Origin of the sequence: Streptomyces sp. CB03238, assembly GCF_002099185.1 — a bacterium.
Lineage (GTDB): Bacteria > Actinomycetota > Actinomycetes > Streptomycetales > Streptomycetaceae > Streptomyces.
In genome coordinates this window covers 77,235-98,732 of the sequence record NZ_NBCN01000025.1, presented here as the reverse complement: position 1 = coordinate 98,732, position 21,498 = coordinate 77,235, and the positions used below count along the sequence as shown (strand labels likewise).

General features: G+C 71.4%; 17 protein-coding genes and 2 pseudogenes. 5 read left to right on the top strand and 14 right to left on the bottom strand.

Features of this window, described 5'->3' with window-relative positions; all coding sequences use genetic code 11:
- Window positions 1-23 precede the first annotated feature (23 nt).
- Together BKD26_RS32670 and ureA are read right to left on the bottom strand one after the other, a co-directional pair.
- The gene (locus BKD26_RS32670) at window positions 24-1,745 is read right to left on the bottom strand and encodes an urease subunit alpha (RefSeq protein WP_084905761.1); all 1,722 of its coding nucleotides are present in this window, start codon (window positions 1,743-1,745) and stop codon (window positions 24-26) included.
- Window positions 1,742-2,449, bottom strand: coding sequence for an urease subunit gamma (gene ureA, locus BKD26_RS32665; RefSeq protein ID WP_084905759.1), 708 nt, complete (start codon window positions 2,447-2,449; stop codon window positions 1,742-1,744). The genes BKD26_RS32670 and ureA overlap by 4 nt, the downstream gene beginning before the upstream one ends.
- Before the next feature lie 143 nt (window positions 2,450-2,592).
- Between ureA and BKD26_RS32660 the strand changes: the two genes are divergently transcribed.
- Window positions 2,593-4,017 carry a cytosine permease gene (locus tag BKD26_RS32660; RefSeq protein WP_084905757.1) on the top strand — a complete coding sequence of 475 codons (1,425 nt, stop codon included), beginning with the start codon at window positions 2,593-2,595 and terminating at the stop codon, window positions 4,015-4,017.
- Between the two features lie 154 nt (window positions 4,018-4,171).
- Here the strand turns inward: BKD26_RS32660 and BKD26_RS32655 are convergent, their stop codons facing one another.
- The 5 genes from BKD26_RS32655 to BKD26_RS32640 form a co-directional block, all read right to left on the bottom strand.
- Window positions 4,172-5,263, bottom strand: coding sequence for a branched-chain amino acid aminotransferase (locus BKD26_RS32655; RefSeq protein WP_084905755.1), 1,092 nt, complete (start codon window positions 5,261-5,263; stop codon window positions 4,172-4,174).
- 241 nt (window positions 5,264-5,504) lie between these two features.
- Window positions 5,505-6,548: a 3-isopropylmalate dehydrogenase gene (locus tag BKD26_RS32650; RefSeq protein WP_084905753.1), complete on the bottom strand. Its 1,044-nt coding sequence runs from the start codon at window positions 6,546-6,548 to the stop codon at window positions 5,505-5,507.
- Window positions 6,549-6,654: 106 nt separating this feature from the next.
- Window positions 6,655-6,795, bottom strand: coding sequence for a hypothetical protein (locus BKD26_RS40655; RefSeq protein WP_179166789.1), 141 nt, complete (start codon window positions 6,793-6,795; stop codon window positions 6,655-6,657).
- A gap of 224 nt (window positions 6,796-7,019) precedes the next feature.
- The gene (locus tag BKD26_RS32645) at window positions 7,020-7,565 is read right to left on the bottom strand and encodes a GNAT family N-acetyltransferase (protein WP_084905807.1); all 546 of its coding nucleotides are present in this window, start codon (window positions 7,563-7,565) and stop codon (window positions 7,020-7,022) included.
- Window positions 7,566-8,153: 588 nt separating this feature from the next.
- On the bottom strand, window positions 8,154-8,522 hold the full coding sequence (locus tag BKD26_RS32640) for a hypothetical protein (RefSeq protein ID WP_073754517.1): 369 nt from the start codon (window positions 8,520-8,522) through the stop codon (window positions 8,154-8,156).
- A gap of 248 nt (window positions 8,523-8,770) precedes the next feature.
- Here BKD26_RS32640 and BKD26_RS32635 point away from each other — a divergent pair, with 248 nt between their 5' ends.
- Both BKD26_RS32635 and BKD26_RS32630 read left to right on the top strand, forming a co-directional pair.
- Complete coding sequence (locus BKD26_RS32635; RefSeq protein WP_084905751.1) at window positions 8,771-9,715, top strand: RNA polymerase sigma-70 factor; 945 nt, start codon at window positions 8,771-8,773, stop codon at window positions 9,713-9,715.
- Window positions 9,716-9,809: 94 nt separating this feature from the next.
- On the top strand, window positions 9,810-11,006 hold the full coding sequence (locus BKD26_RS32630) for an FAD-dependent oxidoreductase (protein WP_084905750.1): 1,197 nt from the start codon (window positions 9,810-9,812) through the stop codon (window positions 11,004-11,006).
- A gap of 84 nt (window positions 11,007-11,090) precedes the next feature.
- Here the strand turns inward: BKD26_RS32630 and pruA are convergent, their stop codons facing one another.
- Together pruA and BKD26_RS32620 are read right to left on the bottom strand one after the other, a co-directional pair.
- Window positions 11,091-12,722, bottom strand: coding sequence for an L-glutamate gamma-semialdehyde dehydrogenase (gene pruA / locus BKD26_RS32625; protein ID WP_084905748.1), 1,632 nt, complete (start codon window positions 12,720-12,722; stop codon window positions 11,091-11,093).
- 17 nt (window positions 12,723-12,739) lie between these two features.
- Window positions 12,740-13,666 carry a proline dehydrogenase family protein gene (locus BKD26_RS32620; protein WP_084905746.1) on the bottom strand — a complete coding sequence of 309 codons (927 nt, stop codon included), beginning with the start codon at window positions 13,664-13,666 and terminating at the stop codon, window positions 12,740-12,742.
- A 184-nt stretch (window positions 13,667-13,850) separates the two neighbouring features.
- Between BKD26_RS32620 and BKD26_RS39490 the strand changes: the two are divergent.
- Both BKD26_RS39490 and BKD26_RS42135 read left to right on the top strand, forming a co-directional pair.
- Window positions 13,851-14,699 (top strand): annotated as a pseudogene (locus BKD26_RS39490) (PucR family transcriptional regulator); the annotation flags it as partial.
- Between the two features lie 609 nt (window positions 14,700-15,308).
- Window positions 15,309-15,707, top strand: a pseudogene (locus tag BKD26_RS42135) (helix-turn-helix domain-containing protein); the annotation flags it as partial.
- Between the two features lie 12 nt (window positions 15,708-15,719).
- Here BKD26_RS42135 and BKD26_RS32610 read toward each other — a convergent pair.
- The 5 genes from BKD26_RS32610 to BKD26_RS32590 form a co-directional block, all read right to left on the bottom strand.
- Window positions 15,720-15,920 carry an EF-hand domain-containing protein gene (locus BKD26_RS32610; protein ID WP_073754512.1) on the bottom strand — a complete coding sequence of 67 codons (201 nt, stop codon included), beginning with the start codon at window positions 15,918-15,920 and terminating at the stop codon, window positions 15,720-15,722.
- Between the two features lie 200 nt (window positions 15,921-16,120).
- Window positions 16,121-17,710, bottom strand: a complete 1,590-nt coding sequence (gene serA, locus BKD26_RS32605) for a phosphoglycerate dehydrogenase (RefSeq protein WP_084905740.1) — start codon at window positions 17,708-17,710, stop codon at window positions 16,121-16,123.
- Between the two features lie 248 nt (window positions 17,711-17,958).
- Window positions 17,959-18,960, bottom strand: coding sequence for a ketol-acid reductoisomerase (gene ilvC, locus BKD26_RS32600; RefSeq protein WP_084905738.1), 1,002 nt, complete (start codon window positions 18,958-18,960; stop codon window positions 17,959-17,961).
- 74 nt (window positions 18,961-19,034) lie between these two features.
- A complete protein-coding gene (ilvN, locus tag BKD26_RS32595; RefSeq protein ID WP_019889675.1) occupies window positions 19,035-19,559 on the bottom strand; it encodes an acetolactate synthase small subunit in 525 nt (174 codons plus the stop codon).
- A 21-nt stretch (window positions 19,560-19,580) separates the two neighbouring features.
- Window positions 19,581-21,440 carry an acetolactate synthase large subunit gene (locus tag BKD26_RS32590; RefSeq protein WP_084905736.1) on the bottom strand — a complete coding sequence of 620 codons (1,860 nt, stop codon included), beginning with the start codon at window positions 21,438-21,440 and terminating at the stop codon, window positions 19,581-19,583.
- Between the last annotated feature and the right edge of the window lie 58 nt (window positions 21,441-21,498).

Here is a 21,498-nt window from a genome sequence, read left to right as displayed (position 1 = left end):
GCGTAGTCCTTTACCGGAAGTCTTTACAGGAAGTAGAGGCGGTTGAGGGAGACGGATTCGGCCGGGTCCGAGCGGACCGGATCGCCGTCGAGGGTGACGAGCCCGGTGCGGCCGTCGACCGCGACCTCGCCGATACGGGAGTTGAGCAGCAGGTCGCCGGGGCCGATGCCGCGCGTGCCGCGTACGGCGACCCGGCGGCGGCGGGTGGGCATCAGGTCGTTGCCCGCCTGCGCGGCGGCGCCGGAGACGAACGCCACCGAGATGTCGGCGGCCGTCGCCCCGAACGCCCCGAACTGCGGCCCGAGGACCAGCGGTTCGCAGGTGTCGGTGGCGGCGTTCGGGTCGCCCACGACCCCGTACGCGGGGAAGCCCGACTTCAGCACGAGCTGCGGCTTGGCGCCGAAGAACTCCGGCCGCCACAGCACGATGTCGGCGAGCTTGCCGACCTCGATCGAGCCGACCTCGTGCGCGAGGCCGTGGGCGATCGCCGGGTTGATGGTCAGCTTGGCCATGTAGCGCAGGACGCGCGCGTTGTCGTCGCCGTCCCCGTCGCCTTCCAGCGGGCCCAGCTCGGCCTTCATCTTCCCGGCCATGGCGAAGGTCCGGCGTACGGTCTCGCCGGCCCTTCCCATGCCCTGCGCGTCCGACGACGTGATCCCGATCGCGCCGAGGTCGTGCAGGACGTCCTCCGCGCCCATCGTGCCTTCCCGGATCCGGTCGCGGGCCATGGCCGCGTCGCCGGGCAGGTCGGTCTTCAGGTCGTGTACGGAGACGATCATTCCGTAGTGCTCGGCTACCGCGTCCCGCCCGAAGGGGAGGGTGGGGTTGGTGGACGAGCCGATGACGTTGGGGACGCCCGCCATCTTCAGGACGTTGGGGACGTGGCCGCCGCCGCAGCCCTCGATGTGGAAGGCGTGGATCGTCCGGCCCTCCAGCACCTTGAGGGTGTCCTCGACGGACAGGCACTCGTTGAGGCCGTCGCTGTGGAGGGCGACCTGGACGTCGTACTCCTCGGCGACGCGCAGCGCGGTGTCGAGCGCGCGGGTGTGGGCGCCCATGTCCTCGTGGACCTTGAAGCCGGAGGCACCGCCCTCGGCGAGCGCCTCGATCAGCGGGGCGTCGTGGGAGGAGGAGCCGCGGCCGAGGAAGCCGATGTTGACGGGCCAGGCGTCGAAGGCGTTGAAGGCGTGGCGCAGCGCCCATGGCGAGTTGACGCCAACACCCCAGACGGGACCGAACTCCTGTCCGATGATGGTGGTGACACCGGAGGCGAGGGAGGCCTCCATGATGCGCGGGGAGAGGAGGTGTACGTGGGTGTCCACGGCGCCGGCCGTGGCGATGAGGCCCTCGCCGGAGACGATGCTGGTCCCCGTGCCGACGACGACGTCGACACCGTCGAGGGTGTCGGGGTTGCCGGCCCGGCCGATCGCGTGGATGCGGCCCTCGCGGATGCCGATGGACACCTTGCGGATGCCCTGGACGGCGTCGATGACCAGGACGTTGCTGATCACGACGTCGCAGGTCTCGCGGACGGCGGCGGCCTTGAGGTGCAGTCCGTCGCGGGCGGTCTTGCCGAAGCCGGCGAGGAACTCGTCGCCGGGCTTCTGGGCGTCCGACTCGACCCGGACCGTGAGGCCCGAGTCGCCGAGGCGGACGCGGTCGCCGGCGCGGGGGCCGTGGGTGGCGGCGTACTCGTACGGGGTGAGGCGGCGCGCTTCGGCGGGGTGGCCTCCGGGGCGGCTCATCGGTCGGCCTCCTGCTCAGTCGTTTCCGGTACGCCGAGGTAGCCGCAGGCGGCGGCGCGGCGCAGTGCCTCCTCGCGGGCACCCGGCGCGTCCAGCGGCCCGTCGACCAGACCGGCGAAGCCGATCGCGATCCGGTCGCCGCCGATCGGCACCAGCCCGACCTCGTCGCTCTCGCCCGGCCCGAAGCGCACGGACGATCCCGCGGGGACGGCGAGCCGCATGCCGTAGGCCCGGGCGCGGTCGAAGTCGAGCCGCGGGTTGGCCTCGAAGAAGTGGTAGTGCGAGGTGACGGAGACCGGCACGCTCGCGGTGTTGGTGACGCTCAGCCGGACCACGGGCTCCGGGTCGGAGTGCTCCGGCCCCGGCAGCAGCGCGCCCGGCGCGTCGCTCTCCTGACTGCCGCCACCGATGGGGTCGCTGACCACGGCGAGCCGGGAGCCGTCGTCGAAGACGGCCTCCACGTGGACCTCGGTCACGACGTCCGCGACGCCCGGCAGGACGTCGTCGGGGCCGAGCACCGAGCGGGCCTGCTCGATCGCCTCGGCGAGCCGTCGCCCGTCGCGGGCCGCCTCGCAGACGGTGTCCGCGATGAGGGCGGTCGCCTCGGGGACATTGAGCTTCAGACCACGGGCCCGGCGGGCCCGGGCGAGCTCGGCGGCGCCGAAGATCAGCAGCCGGTCGCGTTCCGTGGGGGTCAGTCGCACGTCACCACACCTCCTGTTTGAGCAACACTCTAACCACAAGATTCCAGGGATGGAACCATTGACGTGGGCGCTGGGCATGAGTCACATTGAGCGTCACTCTAAATATCCCCGCACGTCGACGAGCAGAGCAAGGGAGAGCGCCCATGCCGATTGAACAGCGCGGAGTCGACACCATCCCGGAGGCGGAACGCACCAGCGGGCCGCGCGACCTCATCTCGATCCTGCTGGGCTCGAACCTGTGCCTGGGCGTGATCGTCTTCGGCTGGCTGCCGGTGTCCTTCGGGCTCGGCCTGTGGCCGGCGGTCACCTCCGTGGTGGTCGGCACGGTCGTCGGCGTCGCCGTCACCGCCCCGCTCGCGCTGGTCTCGCTGCGCACGGCGACGAACCTGTCGACGTCGAGCGGCGCCTTCTTCGGCGTACGCGGCAGGCTTGTCGGCTCGGTCGTGGGTCTGCTGCTGTCCCTCGGCTACACCGCGCTGACGCTGTGGATCGGCGGCGACGTGATGCTGGGCACACTGTCCCGGCTCTTCGACGTACCGACCGGACCCGTGGCGCACACCCTCGTGTACGTGCTGCTCGCCGGCTGTACGGTCGTGGCCGCCGTGCACGGCTACCGGCTGCTGCTGCGGATCAGCCGGTACCTGGCGGTCGGCATGACCGTGCTCCTGCTGCTCGGCGTCCTCGCGTACGCGGGCGACTTCACGACCGCGCCGCCGCCGGACACCCCGTACCTGCTGGGCTCCTTCTGGCCGACGTGGCTGCTGTCCGCCGTGGCGGCGGGGCTGAGCGGGCCGATCGCCTTCATCACGCTGCTCGGCGACTACACGCGGTACGTCTCGCCGGAGCGGTACAGCCCGCGCACGGTGTGGCGGGCGACGTGCCTGGGCCTGTTCCTGGGCCTGCTGGTGCCGCAGCTGTTCGGTACGTTCACGGCGCTGGCCGCGCGGGCGGGGCTGGACTACGCGGGGCCGCTGGTCGAGACGGCGGCGCCCTGGTACCTGCTGCCGCTGCTGGTGGCGGCGAGTGCCGGGTCGGTCGGCAACGCGGGGCTGATGCTCTACTCGATGGGCCTCGACCTGGACGCGATCGTGCCGCGCGCGACGCGTGCCAGGGCCACGCTGGTGGTCGCCGCCGTGGCGACGGTGTTCGTCTTCGTGGGCCACTTCGCGTGGGACGCCCAGTCGGCGATGACCTCGTTCGTGCTGCTGCTGACCGCGATCGGCACGCCGTGGGCGGTCATCACGCTGATGGGCCACGCCCGGTGCGGCGGGGTGTACGACCCGGAGGCGCTCCAGGTCTACAACCGGCGCGCCAAGGGCGGGATCTACTGGTTCCGCGCCGGCTGGGAGCCCCGCGCCACGGTGTCCTGGGCGCTGGGCGCGGCGGTGGGCCTCTCGGCCGTCTCGACGCCCCTGTACGAGGGCCCGCTGCTGCCGCTGACGGCCGGCGTCGACTGCAGCTTCATCCTCTCGGGCCTGGTCGGTGGACTGGCGTACGCGGCCCTGACGGCCACCTCCAAGGCCCCGGGCACCCTCCCGGTGCCCGAACCCGAGACCGCCGCGCCCTGACGCGCGGCGCACCGCGGAGCGCCCGCGCCCTCGAGCGGGGGGCGCGGGCGCTTCGTACATCAGGCGGCTTCGCCCCCGGACCCCGGCGCCCCTTACGGCACCTGGCCGGGGCCCGCCCGCGGTGCGGAGCCCCCGGCCAGGTGCCGCGTACGCGTCAGGAGACCTGGTGCGTCCAGCCGTGGGGGTCGGCCGCCGCGCCGGTCTGGATGTCCAGCAGCGTCTTGCGGAGCCGCAGGGTGACCTCGCCCGGCTGCCCGCCCGACTGGGTCCACTCGCCGCTCGCCGACTTGACCGTGCCGACCGGGGTGATCACGGCCGCCGTACCGCAGGCGAAGACCTCGGTGAGGGTGCCGTTCTCGGTGTCGCGCTTCCACTGGTCGATGGAGACGCGGCCCTCCTCCGCCTCGTACCCGAGGTCACGGGCGAGCTGGAGGAGCGAGTCGCGGGTGATGCCGGCGAGGAGGGAGCCGGTGAGCTCGGGGGTGACGATGCGGTTGCCGTACACGAAGTACAGGTTCATGCCGCCGAGCTCCTCGACCCACTTGTGCTCGACCGCGTCGAGGTAGGCGACCTGGTCGCAGCCCTTCGCCGCCGCCTCGGCCTGGGCGAGCAGGGAGGCCGCGTAGTTGCCGCCGGTCTTGGCGAAGCCGATGCCGCCGGGGACCGCGCGGACGCGGTCCTCTGAGAGCCAGATCGAGACGGGCTTCACGCCGCCCGGGAAGTACGCGCCGGCCGGCGAGGCGATGACGATGAACAGGTACTCGTTGGCCGGGCGGACACCCAGGCCGACCTCGTTGGCGATCATGAACGGGCGGAGGTACAGCGACTCCTCACCACCGTGCGGCGGCACCCACGCCTGGTCCTGCTGGACCAGCGCGTCGCACGCGGCGACGAACATGTCGACCGGCATCTCCGGCATGGCCAGGCGCTTGGCCGAGATCTGGAACCGCTCGGCGTTGGCCTCCGGCCGGAAGAGCGAGATCGAGCCGTCGGGGCGGCGGTAGGCCTTCAGGCCCTCGAAGATCTCCTGCGCGTAGTGCAGGGTCATGTTCGCCGGGTCGATCGAGAGCGGCGCGTACGGCGTGAGCTCGGCGTCGTGCCAGCCGCGCCCTTCCGTCCACTTGATCGTCACCATGTGGTCGGTGAAGTGGCGGCCGAAACCGGGGTTGGCCAGAATCGCCTCGCGCTCCGCGTCGGACAGCGGGTTCGAGGAGGGCTTGAGCTCGATCGTGGGCGTCGTCGTCATGAGTGCTGTGTCCTTACACCGTTGTGTGTGACGGACCGCGCTCACGCCGCTACACCTGCTAGGACGTCCGAGCTTTCCCGCATGCCGCGGCCCCGCGTTCGATTATCGCGCGCGTGAGGCCGTGCAATGAAACGGCTGGAGTGCGGTCCAGGGTTGATGGTGGCACCCGGGGCCGCACAGGAGAAGCCGCCGGGTGCGTGTGCGACCCGGCGGCTGTGTCTGATGATCTTCAGTCGGCGGGTCAGCTCGCTACGCGTACCGCGAGCGCGTCGCCGATCTCGTCCGTCGTCCGCGGCGTCGAGCCGTCCCGTTCCGCCAGGTCGGCGGCGACCGCCTCCTCGATACGGACGGCCTCGGCCTCGTACCCGAGGTGACGCAGGAGCAGCGCGACGGACAGGATCGTCGCGGTGGGGTCGGCCTTGCCCTGGCCCGCGATGTCGGGCGCGGAGCCGTGGACGGGCTCGAACATCGACGGGAACTCGCCCGTCGGGTTGATGTTGCCGGACGCGGCCAGGCCGATGCCGCCGGTCACGGCAGCGGCGAGGTCGGTCAGGATGTCACCGAAGAGGTTGTCGGTGACGATGACGTCGAAGCGCTCGGGCTGCGTGACGAAGAAGATCGTCGCGGCGTCGACGTGCAGGTAGTCGGTGGTGACCTCGGGGTATTCCTGGCCGACCTTGTCGAAGATCTTCTTCCACATGTGGCCGGCGTAGACCAGGACGTTGTTCTTGTGGACCAGCGTCAGCTTCTTGCGCGGGCGGGCGCTGGCCCGCTCGTACGCGTCACGGACGACACGCTCGACGCCGTACGCCGTGTTGACGCTGACCTCGGTGGCGACCTCGTGCTCCGTTCCCGTACGGAGCGATCCGCCGTTGCCGGTGTACGGGCCCTCGGTGCCCTCGCGGACGACGACGAAGTCGATGTCGGGGCGGCCGGCCAGCGGGGTCGCGGTGTTGGGGAAGAGCTTCGACGGACGCAGGTTGACGTAGTGGTCGAAAGCGAAGCGCAGCTTGAGCAGCAGCCCGCGCTCCAGGACGCCGGAGGGGACGGACGGATCGCCGATCGCGCCGAGCAGGATGGCGTCGTGCGTCTTGAGGGACTCCAGCTCCGCGTCGGGGAGGGTCTCCCCGGTGCGGTGCCAGCGCTGGGCGCCGAGGTCGTACTCCTTGGTCTCCAGCTTCACATCCTCACGGAGGACGGAGCGAAGGACCTTCAGGCCCTGGGCCACGACCTCCTGGCCGATGCCGTCACCGGGAACCACTGCGAGATTGATGCTGCGAGACATGTCCGCACCCTACTCCCCGTCCCATTGCCTGACATGAACGTTCCAGAATGTGGACGTACGTGTCAGGCGGTGTGTCAGTGGCCCTGCGTGTCAGCGACCCGGTGTGTCAGTGGCCCGTGGCCCCGCCATTGTCCCGCCGGTCGAGGGCCCGCTGCAGCGCGGCGGCCGCGTTGCGGCGCTCGGTGTCGCTGTCGGTGCGGCGGGGGGCGGTGTGGCGGACGCGGCGAACGACGGTCTCAGCGGCCATGACGATCGACTCCTTGAGATCAGAACTGATTCGAGGCGCCGGAAGGGGCGGGGAGCACGGCCGCAGGGGTTGCCTGCCGGGGGCACAGCGCTCTCGTCCGCCGTTCGCTTGATGGAGCGAGACGTTCGGCTCCTACAAAGCTAAGCGGTGGCGGAGCGTCTGTCTCCACAATTACTCGGACTTCCTACTATCTGAGACGGGGACTCCACCGGAACTCCAGAGGTCTACAGGACGTCGCCCTCGCGCCAGTCGAAGAGCAGCGCCCCCGCGTCGGCGGCGGGCAGGGGCCGGCCGGCCGCCGGGCGCAGGTACGTCGAGTCCTCCTCGTCCGGCAGGTGTACGACGCCGTCCGGGCCGTACGCCTCGATGCGGCCGTTCCACAGCTGCCAGCCGCGCGCCCGGTACAGCTCGGCGCCGTCGTCGGACGCGGACAGGGCGCCGAACGCGTACGCCCCGTCGACGACCTCCTCCAGCGCCGCCATCACCCGGCCGCCCAGCCCCTGGCGGCGCCGGTCGGCGCGGACGGCGACCGCCTCCACGTACCCGACACGGTACGAGCGCCTCGCGTGCGCCACCCGGCGCATGATCACGCTGCCGTGGGCGGCGATGCCGTGCTCGTCCTCCACGTACGCGTGGACGCCACCGAGGCCGTGGTCCCAGTCCTGGTCGGTGAAGTCCCCGTCGAAGGCGGCGTTCAGCATGGCCCGTATCGCGGCGAGGGCGGCGGGGGCCAGCTCGTAGGTGTGGGCCGTGCGCAAGGAGTCGGTCATGCCGCCCACTCTCCCAGCCCCACCTCCCAGAACGCAGACGCCAACCCCACCCACAGCCCCGAACCAGCCATCGCGCTCGGCTCCACGCGGGCCGTGCCGGTCTCGGCCGCCCGCTGCCCGGCGCTGTGTTACCCCGTGGGCCACGCCGTGGCCGTATCGGCTCCCGGAGCCACCGCGGCCGGTCGGCACATGCCGTGCGCCGACCGGCCTTGGCAACTCCAGGCGTGTTGGACGCCCACGGGTACCCGGGTCCGCCGTTGGCCACCCCGAACCGCCCTGCGTCGTCGGCCACGCCGGGCCATGCTCGCCACCCTTGGCCCCGGGGCCGTTGACCACCAGAGCCGCGTCGGCCGGCCGAAGCCATCATTTGGGCACCCCGACTGCCCGCAGCTGCCACCCACGGCTCGCGGAGCCGCCGTTGGCCGCCCGTGGCCGCCTTCGGCCACCCGGGCCGTGGTTGGCCACGCCCGGGCCGTGGTGGCTGCCCTTGGCCCCGGGGCCGTTGGCCAACAGGGCCGCGTCGGCCGGCCGAGCGGAGCTCGGTGGCCGCCGGGGGTGGTCGGGGCGGGCCCCCGGCGCCGCCGGGGCTCAGAGGCGGCCGCCGGTGAGGCGGGAGAGGGGGCCGCGTTGGCGCAGTCCGGCGCGGCGGCCGAGGGCGTACGAGGAGGCCACCACGGTCACCACGCTCGCGCCCGCACCGGCGGCAATGGCCTTCCTGGCCTTCACCAGCGTCCAGGCCACGCCCGCCTTGCCGACGGTCTGCCCGGCCGCCGTGCTGACGGCCGACTGGACCGTCCTCGCCGCGGACCTGGCCTTTTCGGTGGTCGCACCGCCGATCCCGGCGAGTGCCTCCTTGCCGCCGCGCGCGGACTGCGCGGCGGTGCGCGACGCGTCCTTGGCAGCGCCGCGCGCCCGGTCCTTCGTTGCCGTCGTCGTCTTGTTCGTCGTGTCAGCCATGGTGTGCGGGTAACCGCCCCGCGCGCCGCCAAACTGACGGCTGTTCACCCACGCCGCGCGGGCGCGGGCCGGAGCCCGGCGCCGGCGCGTGGTGGGCGCCCTCGCGCCCCGGGCGGAGCTGCAGGCCAACGCGCCGCCATGGCCCCGGCGTTGGGCCGGTCACCGGAAGCCCGCTGCGCACACGAAGCGCCGTTCCGTACGGTACGGCCCCCGGGAGCCTCTTGCGTTGCCCGGCTAGGATCCGGGCCATGCCGCTGACCATGAAGGACGTGGACCGGTTCGAGGCCGCGAGGCCCCGTCTGGAGGCCATCGCCTATCGCCTCCTCGGCTCCGCGAGCGAGGCCGAGGACGCCGTGCAGGAAACGTTCCTGCGCTGGCAGGGCGCCGACGTCGAGCGCATCGAGGTCCCCGAAGCGTGGCTGACGAAGGTGCTCACCAACCTGTGCCTCAACCACCTCGCTTCGGCCCGCGCGCGGCGCGAGACCTATGTGGGCCAGTGGCTCCCCGAGCCGCTGCTCGACAGGGACCCGATGCTCGGCCCGGCCGACACCGCCGAGCAGCGCGAGTCGGTTTCGTACGCCGTCCTCACCCTCATGGAGCGGCTGTCAGCCAGCGAGCGGGCGGTGTACGTGCTGCGGGAGGCCTTCGACTACCCGCACCGGGAGATCGCCGAAATCCTCGGCATCACCGAGGCCGCCGCCCAGCAGATCTTCCACCGCGCCAAGAAGCACCTCACGGACGGCAAGGCCCGCACGGAGATCGACGAGGCCGCCGCCCGGCGGATCGTCGAGGAGTTCCTGGCGGCCGCCACCAGCGGGAAGACCGAACCGCTCGTACGGCTGCTCACCGCCGACGCCGTCTCGGTCGGTGACGGCGGCGGGAAGGTCCCGGCCCGCGCCAAGCCGTTCGAGGGCGCCCTCGCCGTCGCGAGGTTCATGCGGGGCCTGTTCAAACCCGCACGGTCCAAGCGCGCCCTGGCCGGCGGCTCGCCCGGGATCCACATCACGACCGCCAACGGCGGACCCGCCATTGTGGCGGTCCTCGACGGCCGGGTCATCGGCATCATGTGCCTGGAGGTCACCGCCGAGGGCATCGCCGCGTTCCGCAATCAGGTCAACCCCGACAAGCTCCGGCGCGCGACCGAGGTGTGGTCATCCGCCGACCATGGAGAACCCCTGTTCCACGCCTTCTGAGCGCGGTGTGAGGTGCTTTACACCGCGTTCCTGTCAGGAAACGGCGCGCTGCCCGGTTCAAGGGGCGAAACCGCGAGCAGACAGGAGCAGGAACATGCAGCACCGCATCATCGTCCTCGGCGCCGGATACACCGGAGCCTTCGCGGCCGGCCGTCTCGCCAAGCGGCTGCACCGTGACGACGTCGCCATCACCCTCGTCAACGACGAGCCCGACTTCGTCGAGCGCGTCCGGCTGCACCAGCTCGCGGTCGGCCAGGACCTGAGGCCCCGGCCCTTCGGCGAGATGTTCGCGGGCACCGGCGTCGAGCTGAGGCTCGCGAGGGTCACCGGCGTCGACGTCGACCGCAGGACCGTCGCCGTCACCGACGCGAACGGCGGCGCCGGGGAACTGGAGTACGACACCCTCGTGTACGCCCTCGGCAGCGGCTGGAACGACCAGGGCGTCCCCGGCACCGCCGAGCACGCCCACGAGATCGCGAGCCGGCCCGGAGCGCTTCGGCTGCGCGAGCGTCTGGCCGGCCTGGACGCCGGGCAGCCCGTGGTCGTCGTCGGCGGCGGCCTCACCGGCCTGGAGGCCGCGACCGAGATCGCCGAGGCCCGCCCGGACCTCGCCGTCGCCCTCCTCACCCGCGGCGGCCTCGGCGACTGGCTCTCCGGCAAGGGCCGCGGGCACCTGCGCAAGGTCTTCGGCACGCTCGGTATCACCGTGCACGAGCACGCCGCCGTCACCGGCGTCGCGGCCGACCGCGTCACCACCGCCGACGGCACGGCCGTCCCGGCCGCTGTCACCGTGTGGACCACCGGCTTCGCGGTCCACCCGATCGCGCGGGCCACCGCCCTGGAGGTCACCGGCACGGGCCTCATCGTCGTCGACGGGACCATGCGCTCGGTCTCGCATCCGGACGTGTACGCCGTTGGCGACGCGGCCATGGTCATGGGCCCCGGCGACAAGCCGCTGCGCATGTCGTGCGCCTCGGGCGGCCCCACCGCCTGGCAGGCCGCCGACGCCATCGCGGCGCGCCTGACCGGCGGGAAGCTCCCGAACGTACCGGTCCGCTACTTCAACCAGTGCATCTCACTGGGCCGCAAGGAAGGCCTGATCCAGTACGTCACCGCCGACGACCGAGCTGTCGACGCGGCTCTGACCGGCCGGCTCGCCGCCGTCTACAAGGAAATGGTCTGCAAGGGCGCGGCCTGGGGCGTCGCCCACCCGACCTTCGGCCTGCCGACCCGCCGCCGCGTCGTACGGAAGGCGGCCCGGACGGGCGCGACCGTCAAGGCGCCGGCCTGACCGCCGCGTCGCGTGGACACAAGACCGCCCCCGTCCGGCGTGGGGCCGGGACGGGGGCGGTGCTCACGGGACGGCGGACGGACGTCAGCCCATGTGCGGGTAGGTGTAGTCCGTCGGCGGGACCAGCGTCTCCTTGATGGCGCGGGTCAGCGTCCAGCGCATCAGGTTCTGCGGGGCGCCCGCCTTGTCGTTGGTACCGGAGGCGCGGCCACCGCCGAAGGGCTGCTGGCCGACGACGGCGCCGGTCGACTTGTCGTTGATGTAGAAGTTGCCCGCGGCGTACCGCAGCTTCTGCATCGTGTACGCGGCCGCCGCGCGGTCGTTCGCGATGACCGAGCCGGTCAGCGCGTACGCCGACACCGACTCCATCTGCTCCAGCATCGCGTCGTACTGGTCGTCCTCGTAGACGTGCACCGCGAGGAACGGGCCGAAGTACTCGGTCGTGAAGACCTCGTTGGCGGGGTCGGTGCACTCGACGACGGTCGGGCGGACGAAGTAGCCGACCGAGTCGTCGTACGTGCCGCCCGCGACGATCATGCAGGTCGGGTCGGCCTTGGCGCGGTCGATGGCGGCCTTGTTCTTGGCGAAGGCCCGCTCGTCGATGACGGCGCCGATGAAGTTCGTCAGGTCGGTGACGTCACCCATCTTGATGCCGTCGACCTCGGTGGCGAACTCCTCCTTGAAGCCGGAGTTCCAGATCGAGGCCGGGATGTACGCGCGCGAGGTCGCCGAGCACTTCTGGCCCTGGTACTCGAAGGCACCGCGGGTCAGCGCGGTCTTCAGCACGGCACGGTCGGCGCTCGGGTGCGCGACGACGAAGTCCTTGCCGCCGGTCTCTCCGACGATGCGCGGGTAGCCGCGGTACTTCTCGATGTTGGTGCCGACCGTCTTCCACAGGTGCTGGAAGGTCTTGGTCGAGCCGGTGAAGTGGATGCCCGCGAGCTCCGGGTGGTGCAGGGCCACCTCGGAGACGGCGATGCCGTCGCCCGTCACCAGGTTGATCACGCCCTTGGGCAGGCCGGCCTCCTCCAGCAGCTCCATGAGCAGCACGGCGGCGTGGGTCTGCGTCGGGGACGGCTTCCAGACCACCACGTTGCCCATGAGGGCGGGGGCGGTGGGGAGGTTGCCCGCGATGGCGGTGAAGTTGAAGGGGGTGATCGCGTAGACGAAGCCCTCCAGCGGGCGGTGGTCGAGGCGGTTCCACACCCCCGGGGCGTTGGCCGGCGGCTGCTCGGCGAGCAGGTCACGGGCGTACTTGACGTTGAAGCGCCAGAAGTCGACGAGCTCGCACGGCGTGTCGATCTCGGCCTGCTGAACGGTCTTGGACTGGCCGAGCATGGTCGAGGCGGCCATGGTCTCCCGCCACGGGCCGGCCAGCAGCTCGGCGGCACGGAGGATGATCGCGGCGCGGTCGTCGAAGGACATGGCGCGCCAGGCCGGGGCGGCGGCGAGGGCCGCGTCGATCGCGTCCTGCGCGTCCTGCTGCGTGGCGCCGGCGAAGGTGCCGATGATCTTCTGGTGGTTGTGCGGCTGCACGACGTTCACGCGCTCACCGCCGCCCATCCGCTTGACGCCACCGATGGTCATCGGGAGGTCGATGGGGTTCTCGGCCAGCTCCTTGAGCTTGGCCTCGAGGCGGGTGCGCTCCGCCGAGCCGGGGGCGTAGGTGTGGACCGGCTCGTTGACCGGAGCGGGGACCTGGGTCACAGCGTCCATGAGTTCCGTAACTCCTCTTAGTTCTTGGTGATCATCGAGCGGACGAAGAACAGCAGGTTGGCCGGCTTCTCCGCGAGACGGCGCATGAAGTACCCGTACCAGTCGGTTCCGTACGCGGTGTAGACGCGCATCCGGTGCCCCTCGGCGGCGAGCCGCACGTGCTCGTCGCTGCGGATCCCGTACAGCATCTGGAACTCGTACTCGTCCAGTTTGCGCCCGGCGCGGCGCGCGAGCTCCTGGCTGATGGCGATGAGACGTGGGTCGTGCGACCCGATCATCGGGTAGCCCTCGCCCTCCATCAGGATCTTCAGGATCCGGACGTACGCCTTGTCGATCTCGTGCTTGTCCTGGTACGCGACGGAGGCGGGCTCCTTGTAGGCCCCCTTCACGATCCGGACGCGGCTGCCGTTCGCGGCGAGGCGGCGGGCGTCCTCCTCGGTGCGGAAGAGGTACGCCTGGATGACGCAGCCGGTCTGCGGGAAGTCCTTCCGCAGCTCCTCGTGGATGGCGAACATCGAGTCGAGGGTGGTGTGGTCCTCCGCGTCGAGCGTGACCGTGGTGCCGATGGAGGCGGCGGCCTCGACGACGTGGCGGACGTTGGTGAGCGCCAGCTCGTGCCCGCCCTCCAGGGACTGGCCGAACATCGACAGCTTCACCGACATCTCCGCCTTGGCGCCCAGGCCCAGGTCCTCCAGGTGCTCGATCAGCTCCATGTAGGCGTCGCGGGCGGCGTAGGCCTGATCGCGGGTGGTGATGTCCTCGCCGACCACGTCCAGGGTGACCTCCAGGCCCTTGGCGATCGTCTCCTGGACGACCGGAATGACCTGGTCGACCGTCTCACCGGCGATGAACCGGCCGACGACCTGCTTGGTGCCCGGAGCGGCAGAGACAAAACGGCGCATCTTGTCACTGCGCGACGCGGCAAGGATCACGGGACCCAGCACGGGGCACCTCCACGGAACACGGATTGAAGGGGGCCATTACGGAACAGATCCGGAACGGCACGGAGAACCACCGTGAAACCTAAGGATCGCTCCGATGCTGGGCCATCGACAGCTGTCACGCATCCGTGCCGCACATCTCATACAGCTGTATGAAGCTCGGTCCGACCGGTGGCAGAATGTCCGGGTGAAGGGCGATTACCAGGACCTGGTCGACGAGATCTCGGCGCTGCTGGGCGCCCCCGCGACGCTGGAGAACCGCGACTTCGGGCTGATCGCCTTCGGCGCCCACGACAGCGACGACGACACGGCGATGGACCCCGTCCGTACGCGCTCCATCCTCACGCGGAAGTCCACGCCCGCGGTGCGCGCCTGGTTCGAGGGCTTCGGCATCGCACGGGCGACCGGGCCGGTCCGTATCCCGGCCGCTCCGGACGCGGGCGTCTACCGGGACCGGATCTGCCTTCCGGTACGCCACCGGGGCGTCGTGCTCGGGTACGTGTGGCTGCTCGACGCCGACCCGGGACCTTCGCCCGGCCGGCTGACGGCGGCCATGGAGGTGGCGTCGCGGATCGGCGCGCTGCTCGCGGACGAGGAGCGGGCGGACGCGGACCTCTCGCGCGAGCTGCGGGGCGTCCTGACGGCCGAGCGGGGCTGGCAGTACGACATGGCGCTGGCCGCGCTGCGGACGGCACTGGGCCGCGACGCGGACGGCCTGCACGCCCTGGTGTGCGTCGCCCCCTGGCCGGGTGCCGAAACCCCCTCGATGCGCACGGCCCCGGGCGCGGCGGCCCTGTGCACGGTGCCGTGGCCGGGACGGGAGGGCCCGGAACGGGGCGCGAACGGCACGGCCGGGGCGCCTGGCGCGGGCCCGGCCGGTACCGGCGCGTACGGTACCGGCGCGTACGGTCTTGGCGCGTACGGTCTTGGCGCGTACGGTCTTGGCGCGTACGGGCTGGCCGCCCTGATCCGCCTCCGCTCGGCCGACTCCCTGAGCCCCGCCCTCACGGCCGCCTCCCGCCTCCGCGACGCGGCGGCCGGCACGCCGGCGGATGTCCCGCCCACAGCCGCGTGGGCAGCCCGCGGGAGCGCGGGATCTCCGGGACCCACGGGCACCGGGGGCGCCGGGGACGCCACCCCCGCCCGGGACACCCGGGGCGCCAGAGCCCCCGGGCGTACCGGAGACGCCGCACCCACCGAGGGCGTTGGCGCCGCCCGGGACGCGGCGGCGGCCCCAGGTGGCCGGCCCGGCGCGGGCGGCACCGGGCTCACCGGGAACGCGGGCCCCAGCCTGCCCACGGAGCCCCCGGAAGCCGGACCCACCCGGGACGCCGGGACGGCCGGGCGCACCGGGAGAACCGGGAACGCCGCGGCCAACCTGGCCACGGGAGGCGCCGGGGCCTCAGCCGCCGCCGGGCGTACCCCGGACGCCCCGGCCGGGCGGGGCGCGGAGGGCCCGGGCGGCTGGGCCGGGGCGGGGAGCGCCCGGCGTACCGGCGCCGGGCCCAGCGGGGACACCGAGGCCCACCGCAGCGCCGCGTCCCACCGAGGCGCGGGAGCCGGACGAGGCGCGGGAGCCGGACGAGGCGCGGGAGCCGGACGAGGCGCGGTGCCGCGTGCCGACGCGGAGCCCGGCGTCGTCGTGGGGGTGGCCGACCCGCGGCGGGGGCTGGGCGACCTCGGGGAGGCGTGGCGGGAGGCGACGGCCGCCGCCCGCGCGGCCATGGCCCAGCCCCGGCTCGGGCCACTGGCCCAGTGGGCGTCGATCGGACCGTACCGTCTGCTGACCGCGCTCCCCCCGGTCCCGCCCCACGACCAGGCGGTCCGCGCCCTGCTCGCACCCGCGCACACGGAACTGGCCCGCACGGCCGAGGTGTTCCTCGACTGCGCGGGCCAGGCGGGCCGCACGGCGGCGGCCCTCGGCATCCACCGGCAGACGCTCTACTACCGCCTCTCCCGCGTGGAACAGCTGACCGGCCTCGACCTGGACGACGGCGAGGACCGGCTCCTGCTCCACATGGCGCTCAAGGCGCACCGGCTCTGACCGAACGCCGCCCTAGCGGACGAACTTCGCGTACTCGTCGAAGTCGATACGGCGGTCGCCGTCCTCGTCCGCCATCCGGACGATCGTGGCGACGTGCTCCTCGCTGACGCGGCCGTCGCCGTCCAGCGACTCCCTCAGCTCCTCCGCGGTGATGTAACCATCCCCGTCCGTGTCGATCCGGTCGAACTGCTGCCGCTTGTCGCTGTTGCTCACGCCAAGGCCTTTCCCTGCGGTGATGATGTCTGGGCTTCGGCCGTGCACACAAAGCACGTCCACCCCCTCAACGATCAACGGAACGGCGGAGATACGGGCCATCCGGACCACACCGGCACAAACAGCAACGCACCCGACCCGCGGAAAGCTCCGCGAGCCGGGTGCGTGCGTGCGTGGCTGTGCCGCCGAAGCGGTGGCCGTCAGGTCAGGTTCACCGAGCGGGCCGACGTCGCGCCGATCTCGTCCGCGACCTCCGTCAGCACGTGCTGCGGGACCGTGTCGTCGACGGTGAGGACCGCGAGCGCCTCGCCGCCCTCCGCCGCGCGGGCGACCTGCATGCCCGCGATGTTCAGGCCCGCCTCGCCGAGGATGCGGCCGACGGTGCCGACGACGCCCGGACGGTCCTCGTACCGCAGGACGACCATGTGGTCGGCGAGCGCCAGGTCCACGTCGTAGTCGCCGACGGCGACGATCTTCTGGAGGTGCTTGGGGCCGGCCAGCGTGCCGGAGACCGCGACCTCCTCGCCGCCCGAGAGCGTGCCGCGCACGGTGACCACATTGCGGTGGTCGGGGGACTCGCTCGACGTCGTCAGCCGGACCTCGACGCCACGCTCCTGCGCGAACAGCGGCGCGTTCACATACGACACCGTCTCGTCGACGACGTCCTCGAACACGCCCTTCAGCGCGGACAGTTCCAGCACCTTGACGTCGTGCTGGGTGATCTCGCCGTACACCTCGACGTCGAGCCGGACCGCGACCTCGCCCGCCAGCGCGGTGAAGATCCGGCCGAGGCGCTCGGCGAGCGGCAGGCCCGGCTTGACGTCCTCGGCGATGACACCGCCCTGGACGTTGACCGCGTCCGGGACCAGCTCACCGGCGAGGGCGAGGCGCACCGAACGGGCGACCGCGATACCGGCCTTCTCCTGCGCCTCGTCCGTGGACGCGCCCAGGTGCGGGGTGCAGACGACCTGGTCGAGCTCGAACAGCGGGGAGTCCGTGCAGGGCTCCTTCGCGTACACGTCGAGGCCCGCGCCCGCGACCCGGCCCTCCTTGAGCGCCGAGTACAGCGCCTCCTCGTCGACGATGCCGCCGCGCGCGGCGTTGACGATGCGGACGGTCGGCTTGACCTTGTGCAGCGCCTCGTTGCCGATCAGACCGAGCGTCTCGGGGGTCTTCGGCAGGTGGACGGTGATGAAGTCGGAGACCTCCAGCAGCTCGTCCAGCGTGAGGAGCTTGACGCCCATCTGCGCGGCGCGCGCCGGCTGCACGTAGGGGTCGTACGCGACGATCTTCATGCCGAAGGCCGACATGCGCTGCGCGACCAGGACGCCGATGCGGCCGAGGCCGACGACGCCGAGGGTCTTCTCGCTGAGCTCGACGCCCGTGTACTTGCTCCGCTTCCACTCGCCGTTCTTGAGGGCGGTGTTGGCCTGCGGGATGTTGCGCGCGGTGGCGACCAGCAGACCGCAGGCCAGCTCGGCGGCGGTGACGATGTTGGACGTCGGCGCGTTGACGACCATCACACCGGCCTTGGTGGCGGCGGAGACGTCGACATTGTCCAGGCCCACGCCCGCGCGGGCGACGACCTTGAGCTTGGTGGCCGCGGCGATCGCCTCGGCGTCGACCTTGGTGGCGGAGCGCACCAGGATGGCGTCGACGTCCACGATGGCGGGCAGCAGTTCGGCTCGGTCGGCGCCGTTGCAGTGCCGGATCTCGAAGTCGGGGCCGAGCGCGTCGACAGTGGCGGGCGACAGCTCTTCAGCGATCAATACGACGGGTTTCGAGCTCACGTGGGTCCTCACAAGTCCAGTGCGGACGGCCGTCCCGACGGCCGCATGCGGTGGAGGGGGCTTGCCGCGTGGAAGACGCACGACGCTGTGGGCCTGACGCGTATGTGTTGAGAAGTGTAGTGGTGGTGAGTGACATCCTTTCCGCCGCGGCGGAAGGATCACCCATCCGTGGTTGGACAGTCAGTCCAATGAACCGTCTACGAAGACGGGCGGGCCCGGACGCCTGTCCGGGCCCGCCGCCATGAGGCTTACGCCTCCTCGTTGTCCACCCAGCTCATGAGCTTGCGCAGCTCCTTGCCGGTGGTCTCGAGCAGGTGCTCGGAGTCCTGCGTCTTGTACTCGTTGTACTTCTTCAGGCCGCCGTGGTACTCGTCCATCCAGTTCTTGGCGAACGTGCCGTCCTGGATCTCGGCGAGGACCTTCTTCATCTCGGCCTTGGTGGCGTCGGTGATGATCCGCGGGCCGGTGACGTAGTCGCCCCACTCGGCGGTCTCGGAGACCGACCAGCGCATCTTCTCCAGGCCGCCCTCGTACATCAGGTCCACGATCAGCTTCAGCTCGTGGAGGCACTCGAAGTACGCGATCTCCGGCTGGTAGCCGGCCTCGACCAGGGTCTCGAAGCCCGCCTTGACCAGCGCCGAGGTGCCGCCGCACAGCACGGCCTGCTCGCCGAACAGGTCGGTCTCGGTCTCCTCGGTGAAGGTCGTCTTGATGACACCCGCGCGGGTGCCGCCGATGGCCTTCGCGTACGAGAGGGCCAGCGCGAACGCGTTGCCGGTGGCGTCCTGCTCGACGGCGGCGATCGCCGGAACGCCGCGGCCCTCCTCGTACTGACGGCGGACCAGGTGGCCCGGGCCCTTGGGGGCGACGAGGGCGACGTCGACGCCGGCCGGGACCTTGATGAAGCCGAAGCGGACGTTGAAGCCGTGGGCGAAGAACAGCGCGTCGCCGTCCTTCAGGTTGTCCTTGATGGACTCCTCGTAGACCTGGGCCTGGATCGGGTCCGGGATCAGGACCATGATCAGGTCGGCCTCGGCGGCGGCCTCCGCCGGCGTGACCACGCGCAGGCCCTGCTCCTCGGCCTTCGCCTTGGACTTGGAGCCCTCGTGCAGACCGACGCGGACGTCGACACCCGAGTCACGGAGCGACAGCGCGTGGGCGTGGCCCTGGCTGCCGTAACCGATCACCGCGACCTTGCGGCCCTGGATGATGGACAGGTCGGCGTCGTCGTCGTAGAACAGCTCGGCCACTGGGTTTCTCCTTGGTGTGCTGATGTTGCGTCCCACCGTACGGCGGGGAGGGATGTGGAAGTTGAGGGGTCTCGCTACGCGGAACGGTCCAGGGCCCGGAGGCTGCGGTCCGTGATGGACCGCGCGCCACGCCCTATGGCGATCGTGCCGGACTGGACGAGCTCCTTGATGCCGAACTGCTCCAGCATCTTCAGCATCGCGTCGAGCTTGTCACTCGAACCTGTTGCCTCGATCGTGACCGCCTCGGGCGAGACGTCCACGGTCTTGGCGCGGAACAGCTGGACGATCTCGACGATCTGGGAGCGGGTCTCGTTGTCGGCGCGGACCTTCACCAGAACGAGCTCGCGCTGGATCGCGGCGCTGGGCTCCAGTTCGACGATCTTCAGGACGTTGACCAGCTTGTTGAGCTGCTTGGTCACCTGCTCCAGCGGCAGGTCCTCGACATTGACCACGATGGTGATGCGGGAGATGTCGGGATGCTCGGTGACACCGACGGCGAGCGAGTCGATGTTGAAGCCGCGGCGGGAGAACAGGGCGGCGATCCGGGCGAGGATGCCGGGCGTGTTCTCCACCAGGACGGAGAGCGTGTGCTTGGACATGTTTCTTGACTCAGCTCTCTCTCAGTCGTCTTCGTTGTCGCCGAAGTCGGGGCGGACGCCGCGGGCGGCCATGACCTCGTCGTTGGAGGTGCCGGCGGCGACCATGGGCCACACCTGGGCGTCCTCGTGGACGATGAAGTCGATGACGACCGGGCGGTCGTTGATGGCGTTGGCCTCGGCGATGACCTTGTCCAGGTCCTCCGGGCGCTCGCAGCGCATCGCGACGCAGCCCATGGCCTCGGACAGCTTCACGAAGTCCGGGATCCGGGTGCCCGCGCTGGGCTGCTTGCCGTCCGCCTCGGGGCCGGAGTGCAGCACGGTGTTGGAGTAGCGCTGGTTGTAGAAGAGGGTCTGCCACTGGCGGACCATCCCGAGCGCGCCGTTGTTGATGATGGCGACCTTGATCGGGATGTTGTTCAGCGCGCAGGTGACCAGCTCCTGGTTGGTCATCTGGAAGCAGCCGTCGCCGTCGATGGCCCAGACCGTGCGGTCCGGCATGCCCGCCTTGGCGCCCATGGCGGCCGGCACGGCGTAGCCCATGGTTCCGGCGCCGCCGGAGTTCAGCCAGGTGGCGGGCTTCTCGTAGTCGATGAAGTGGGCCGCCCACATCTGGTGCTGGCCGACACCGGCCGCGTAGATGGTGCCCTCGGGGGCGAGCTGCCCGATGCGCTGGATGACCTGCTGCGGGGCGAGCGAGCCGTCCTCCGGCTGCTCGTAGCCGAGCGGGTAGGTGTCGCGCCAGCGGCTGAGGTCCTTCCACCAGGCGCTGTAGTCGCCCTTGTTGCCCTCGCTGTACTCGGCCTGGACAGCCTGGACCAGGTCGGCGATGACCTCGCGGGCGTCACCGACGATCGGCACGTCGGCGGTGCGGTTCTTGCCGATCTCGGCCGGGTCGATGTCCGCGTGGACGATCTTGGCGAAGGGGGCGAAGCTGTCCAGCTTGCCGGTGACGCGGTCGTCGAAACGGGCGCCGAGGGCGACGATCAGGTCGGCCTTCTGCAGCGCCGTGACGGCCGTGACGGCACCGTGCATGCCGGGCATGCCCACGTGCAGGGGGTGGCTGTCGGGGAACGCGCCCAGCGCCATCAGCGTGGTCGTGACGGGCGCCTCGGTCAGCTCGGCGAGGACCTTCAGCTCGGCGGTGGCGCCGGCCTTGAGGACGCCGCCGCCGACGTACAGGACGGGCCGCTTGGCCTGGGTGATCAGCTTGGCGGCCTCGCGGATCTGCTTGGCGTGCGGCTTGGTCACCGGGCGGTAGCCGGGCAGGTCGAGCTGCGGCGGCCAGCTGAAGGTGGTCTTGGCCTGGAGGGCGTCCTTGGCGATGTCGACCAGGACCGGACCGGGGCGGCCGGTGGAGGCGATGTAGAACGCCTCGGCGATCGTCTTGGGGATGTCCTCGGGCTTGGTGACCAGGAAGTTGTGCTTGGTGATCGGCATGGTGATGCCGCAGATGTCCGCCTCCTGGAAGGCGTCCGTGCCGATCGCCTTGGAGGCGACCTGGCCGGTGATCGCGACCAGCGGGACGGAGTCCATGTGCGCGTCGGCGATCGGGGTGACCAGGTTGGTGGCACCGGGCCCGGAGGTGGCGATGCAGACGCCGACCTTGCCGGTCGCCTGGGCGTAGCCGGTCGCGGCGTGGCCCGCACCCTGCTCGTGGCGCACGAGGATGTGACGGACCCGGGTGGAGTCCATCATCGGGTCGTACGCGGGGAGGATGGCGCCGCCGGGGATGCCGAATACCGTCTCGGCGCCCACTTCCTCGAGAGAACGGATGAGGGACTGCGCACCCGTGACGTGCTCAACGGTGGCGGAGGGCTGTCCGCCGTTACGGGCCCGCGGCTGCGGATGGTGGGCCCCGGTGGCCTGCTCGGTCATCGGCATTCTCTTCTCGAAGCTGAGGGTTTTCGCGAGGTTAGCTGGGTTGGCTCGAGTGCCAGTG

Excerpts from the sequence above, each read along its gene's own strand:
- BKD26_RS32670 (WP_084905761.1), bottom strand. The coding sequence starts at position 1,745 with ATGAGCCGCCCCGGAGGCCACCCCGCCGAAGCGCGCCGCCTCACCCCG.
- BKD26_RS32660 (WP_084905757.1), top strand. The coding sequence starts at position 2,593 with ATGCCGATTGAACAGCGCGGAGTCGACACCATCCCGGAGGCGGAACGC.
- BKD26_RS32655 (WP_084905755.1), bottom strand. The coding sequence starts at position 5,263 with ATGACGACGACGCCCACGATCGAGCTCAAGCCCTCCTCGAACCCGCTG.
- BKD26_RS32650 (WP_084905753.1), bottom strand. The coding sequence starts at position 6,548 with ATGTCTCGCAGCATCAATCTCGCAGTGGTTCCCGGTGACGGCATCGGC.
- BKD26_RS40655 (WP_179166789.1), bottom strand. The coding sequence starts at position 6,795 with ATGGCCGCTGAGACCGTCGTTCGCCGCGTCCGCCACACCGCCCCCCGC.
- BKD26_RS32645 (WP_084905807.1), bottom strand. The coding sequence starts at position 7,565 with ATGACCGACTCCTTGCGCACGGCCCACACCTACGAGCTGGCCCCCGCC.
- BKD26_RS32640 (WP_073754517.1), bottom strand. The coding sequence starts at position 8,522 with ATGGCTGACACGACGAACAAGACGACGACGGCAACGAAGGACCGGGCG.
- BKD26_RS32635 (WP_084905751.1), top strand. The coding sequence starts at position 8,771 with ATGCCGCTGACCATGAAGGACGTGGACCGGTTCGAGGCCGCGAGGCCC.
- BKD26_RS32630 (WP_084905750.1), top strand. The coding sequence starts at position 9,810 with ATGCAGCACCGCATCATCGTCCTCGGCGCCGGATACACCGGAGCCTTC.
- pruA (WP_084905748.1), bottom strand. The coding sequence starts at position 12,722 with ATGGACGCTGTGACCCAGGTCCCCGCTCCGGTCAACGAGCCGGTCCAC.
- ilvN (WP_019889675.1), bottom strand. The coding sequence starts at position 19,559 with ATGTCCAAGCACACGCTCTCCGTCCTGGTGGAGAACACGCCCGGCATC.
- BKD26_RS32590 (WP_084905736.1), bottom strand. The coding sequence starts at position 21,440 with ATGCCGATGACCGAGCAGGCCACCGGGGCCCACCATCCGCAGCCGCGG.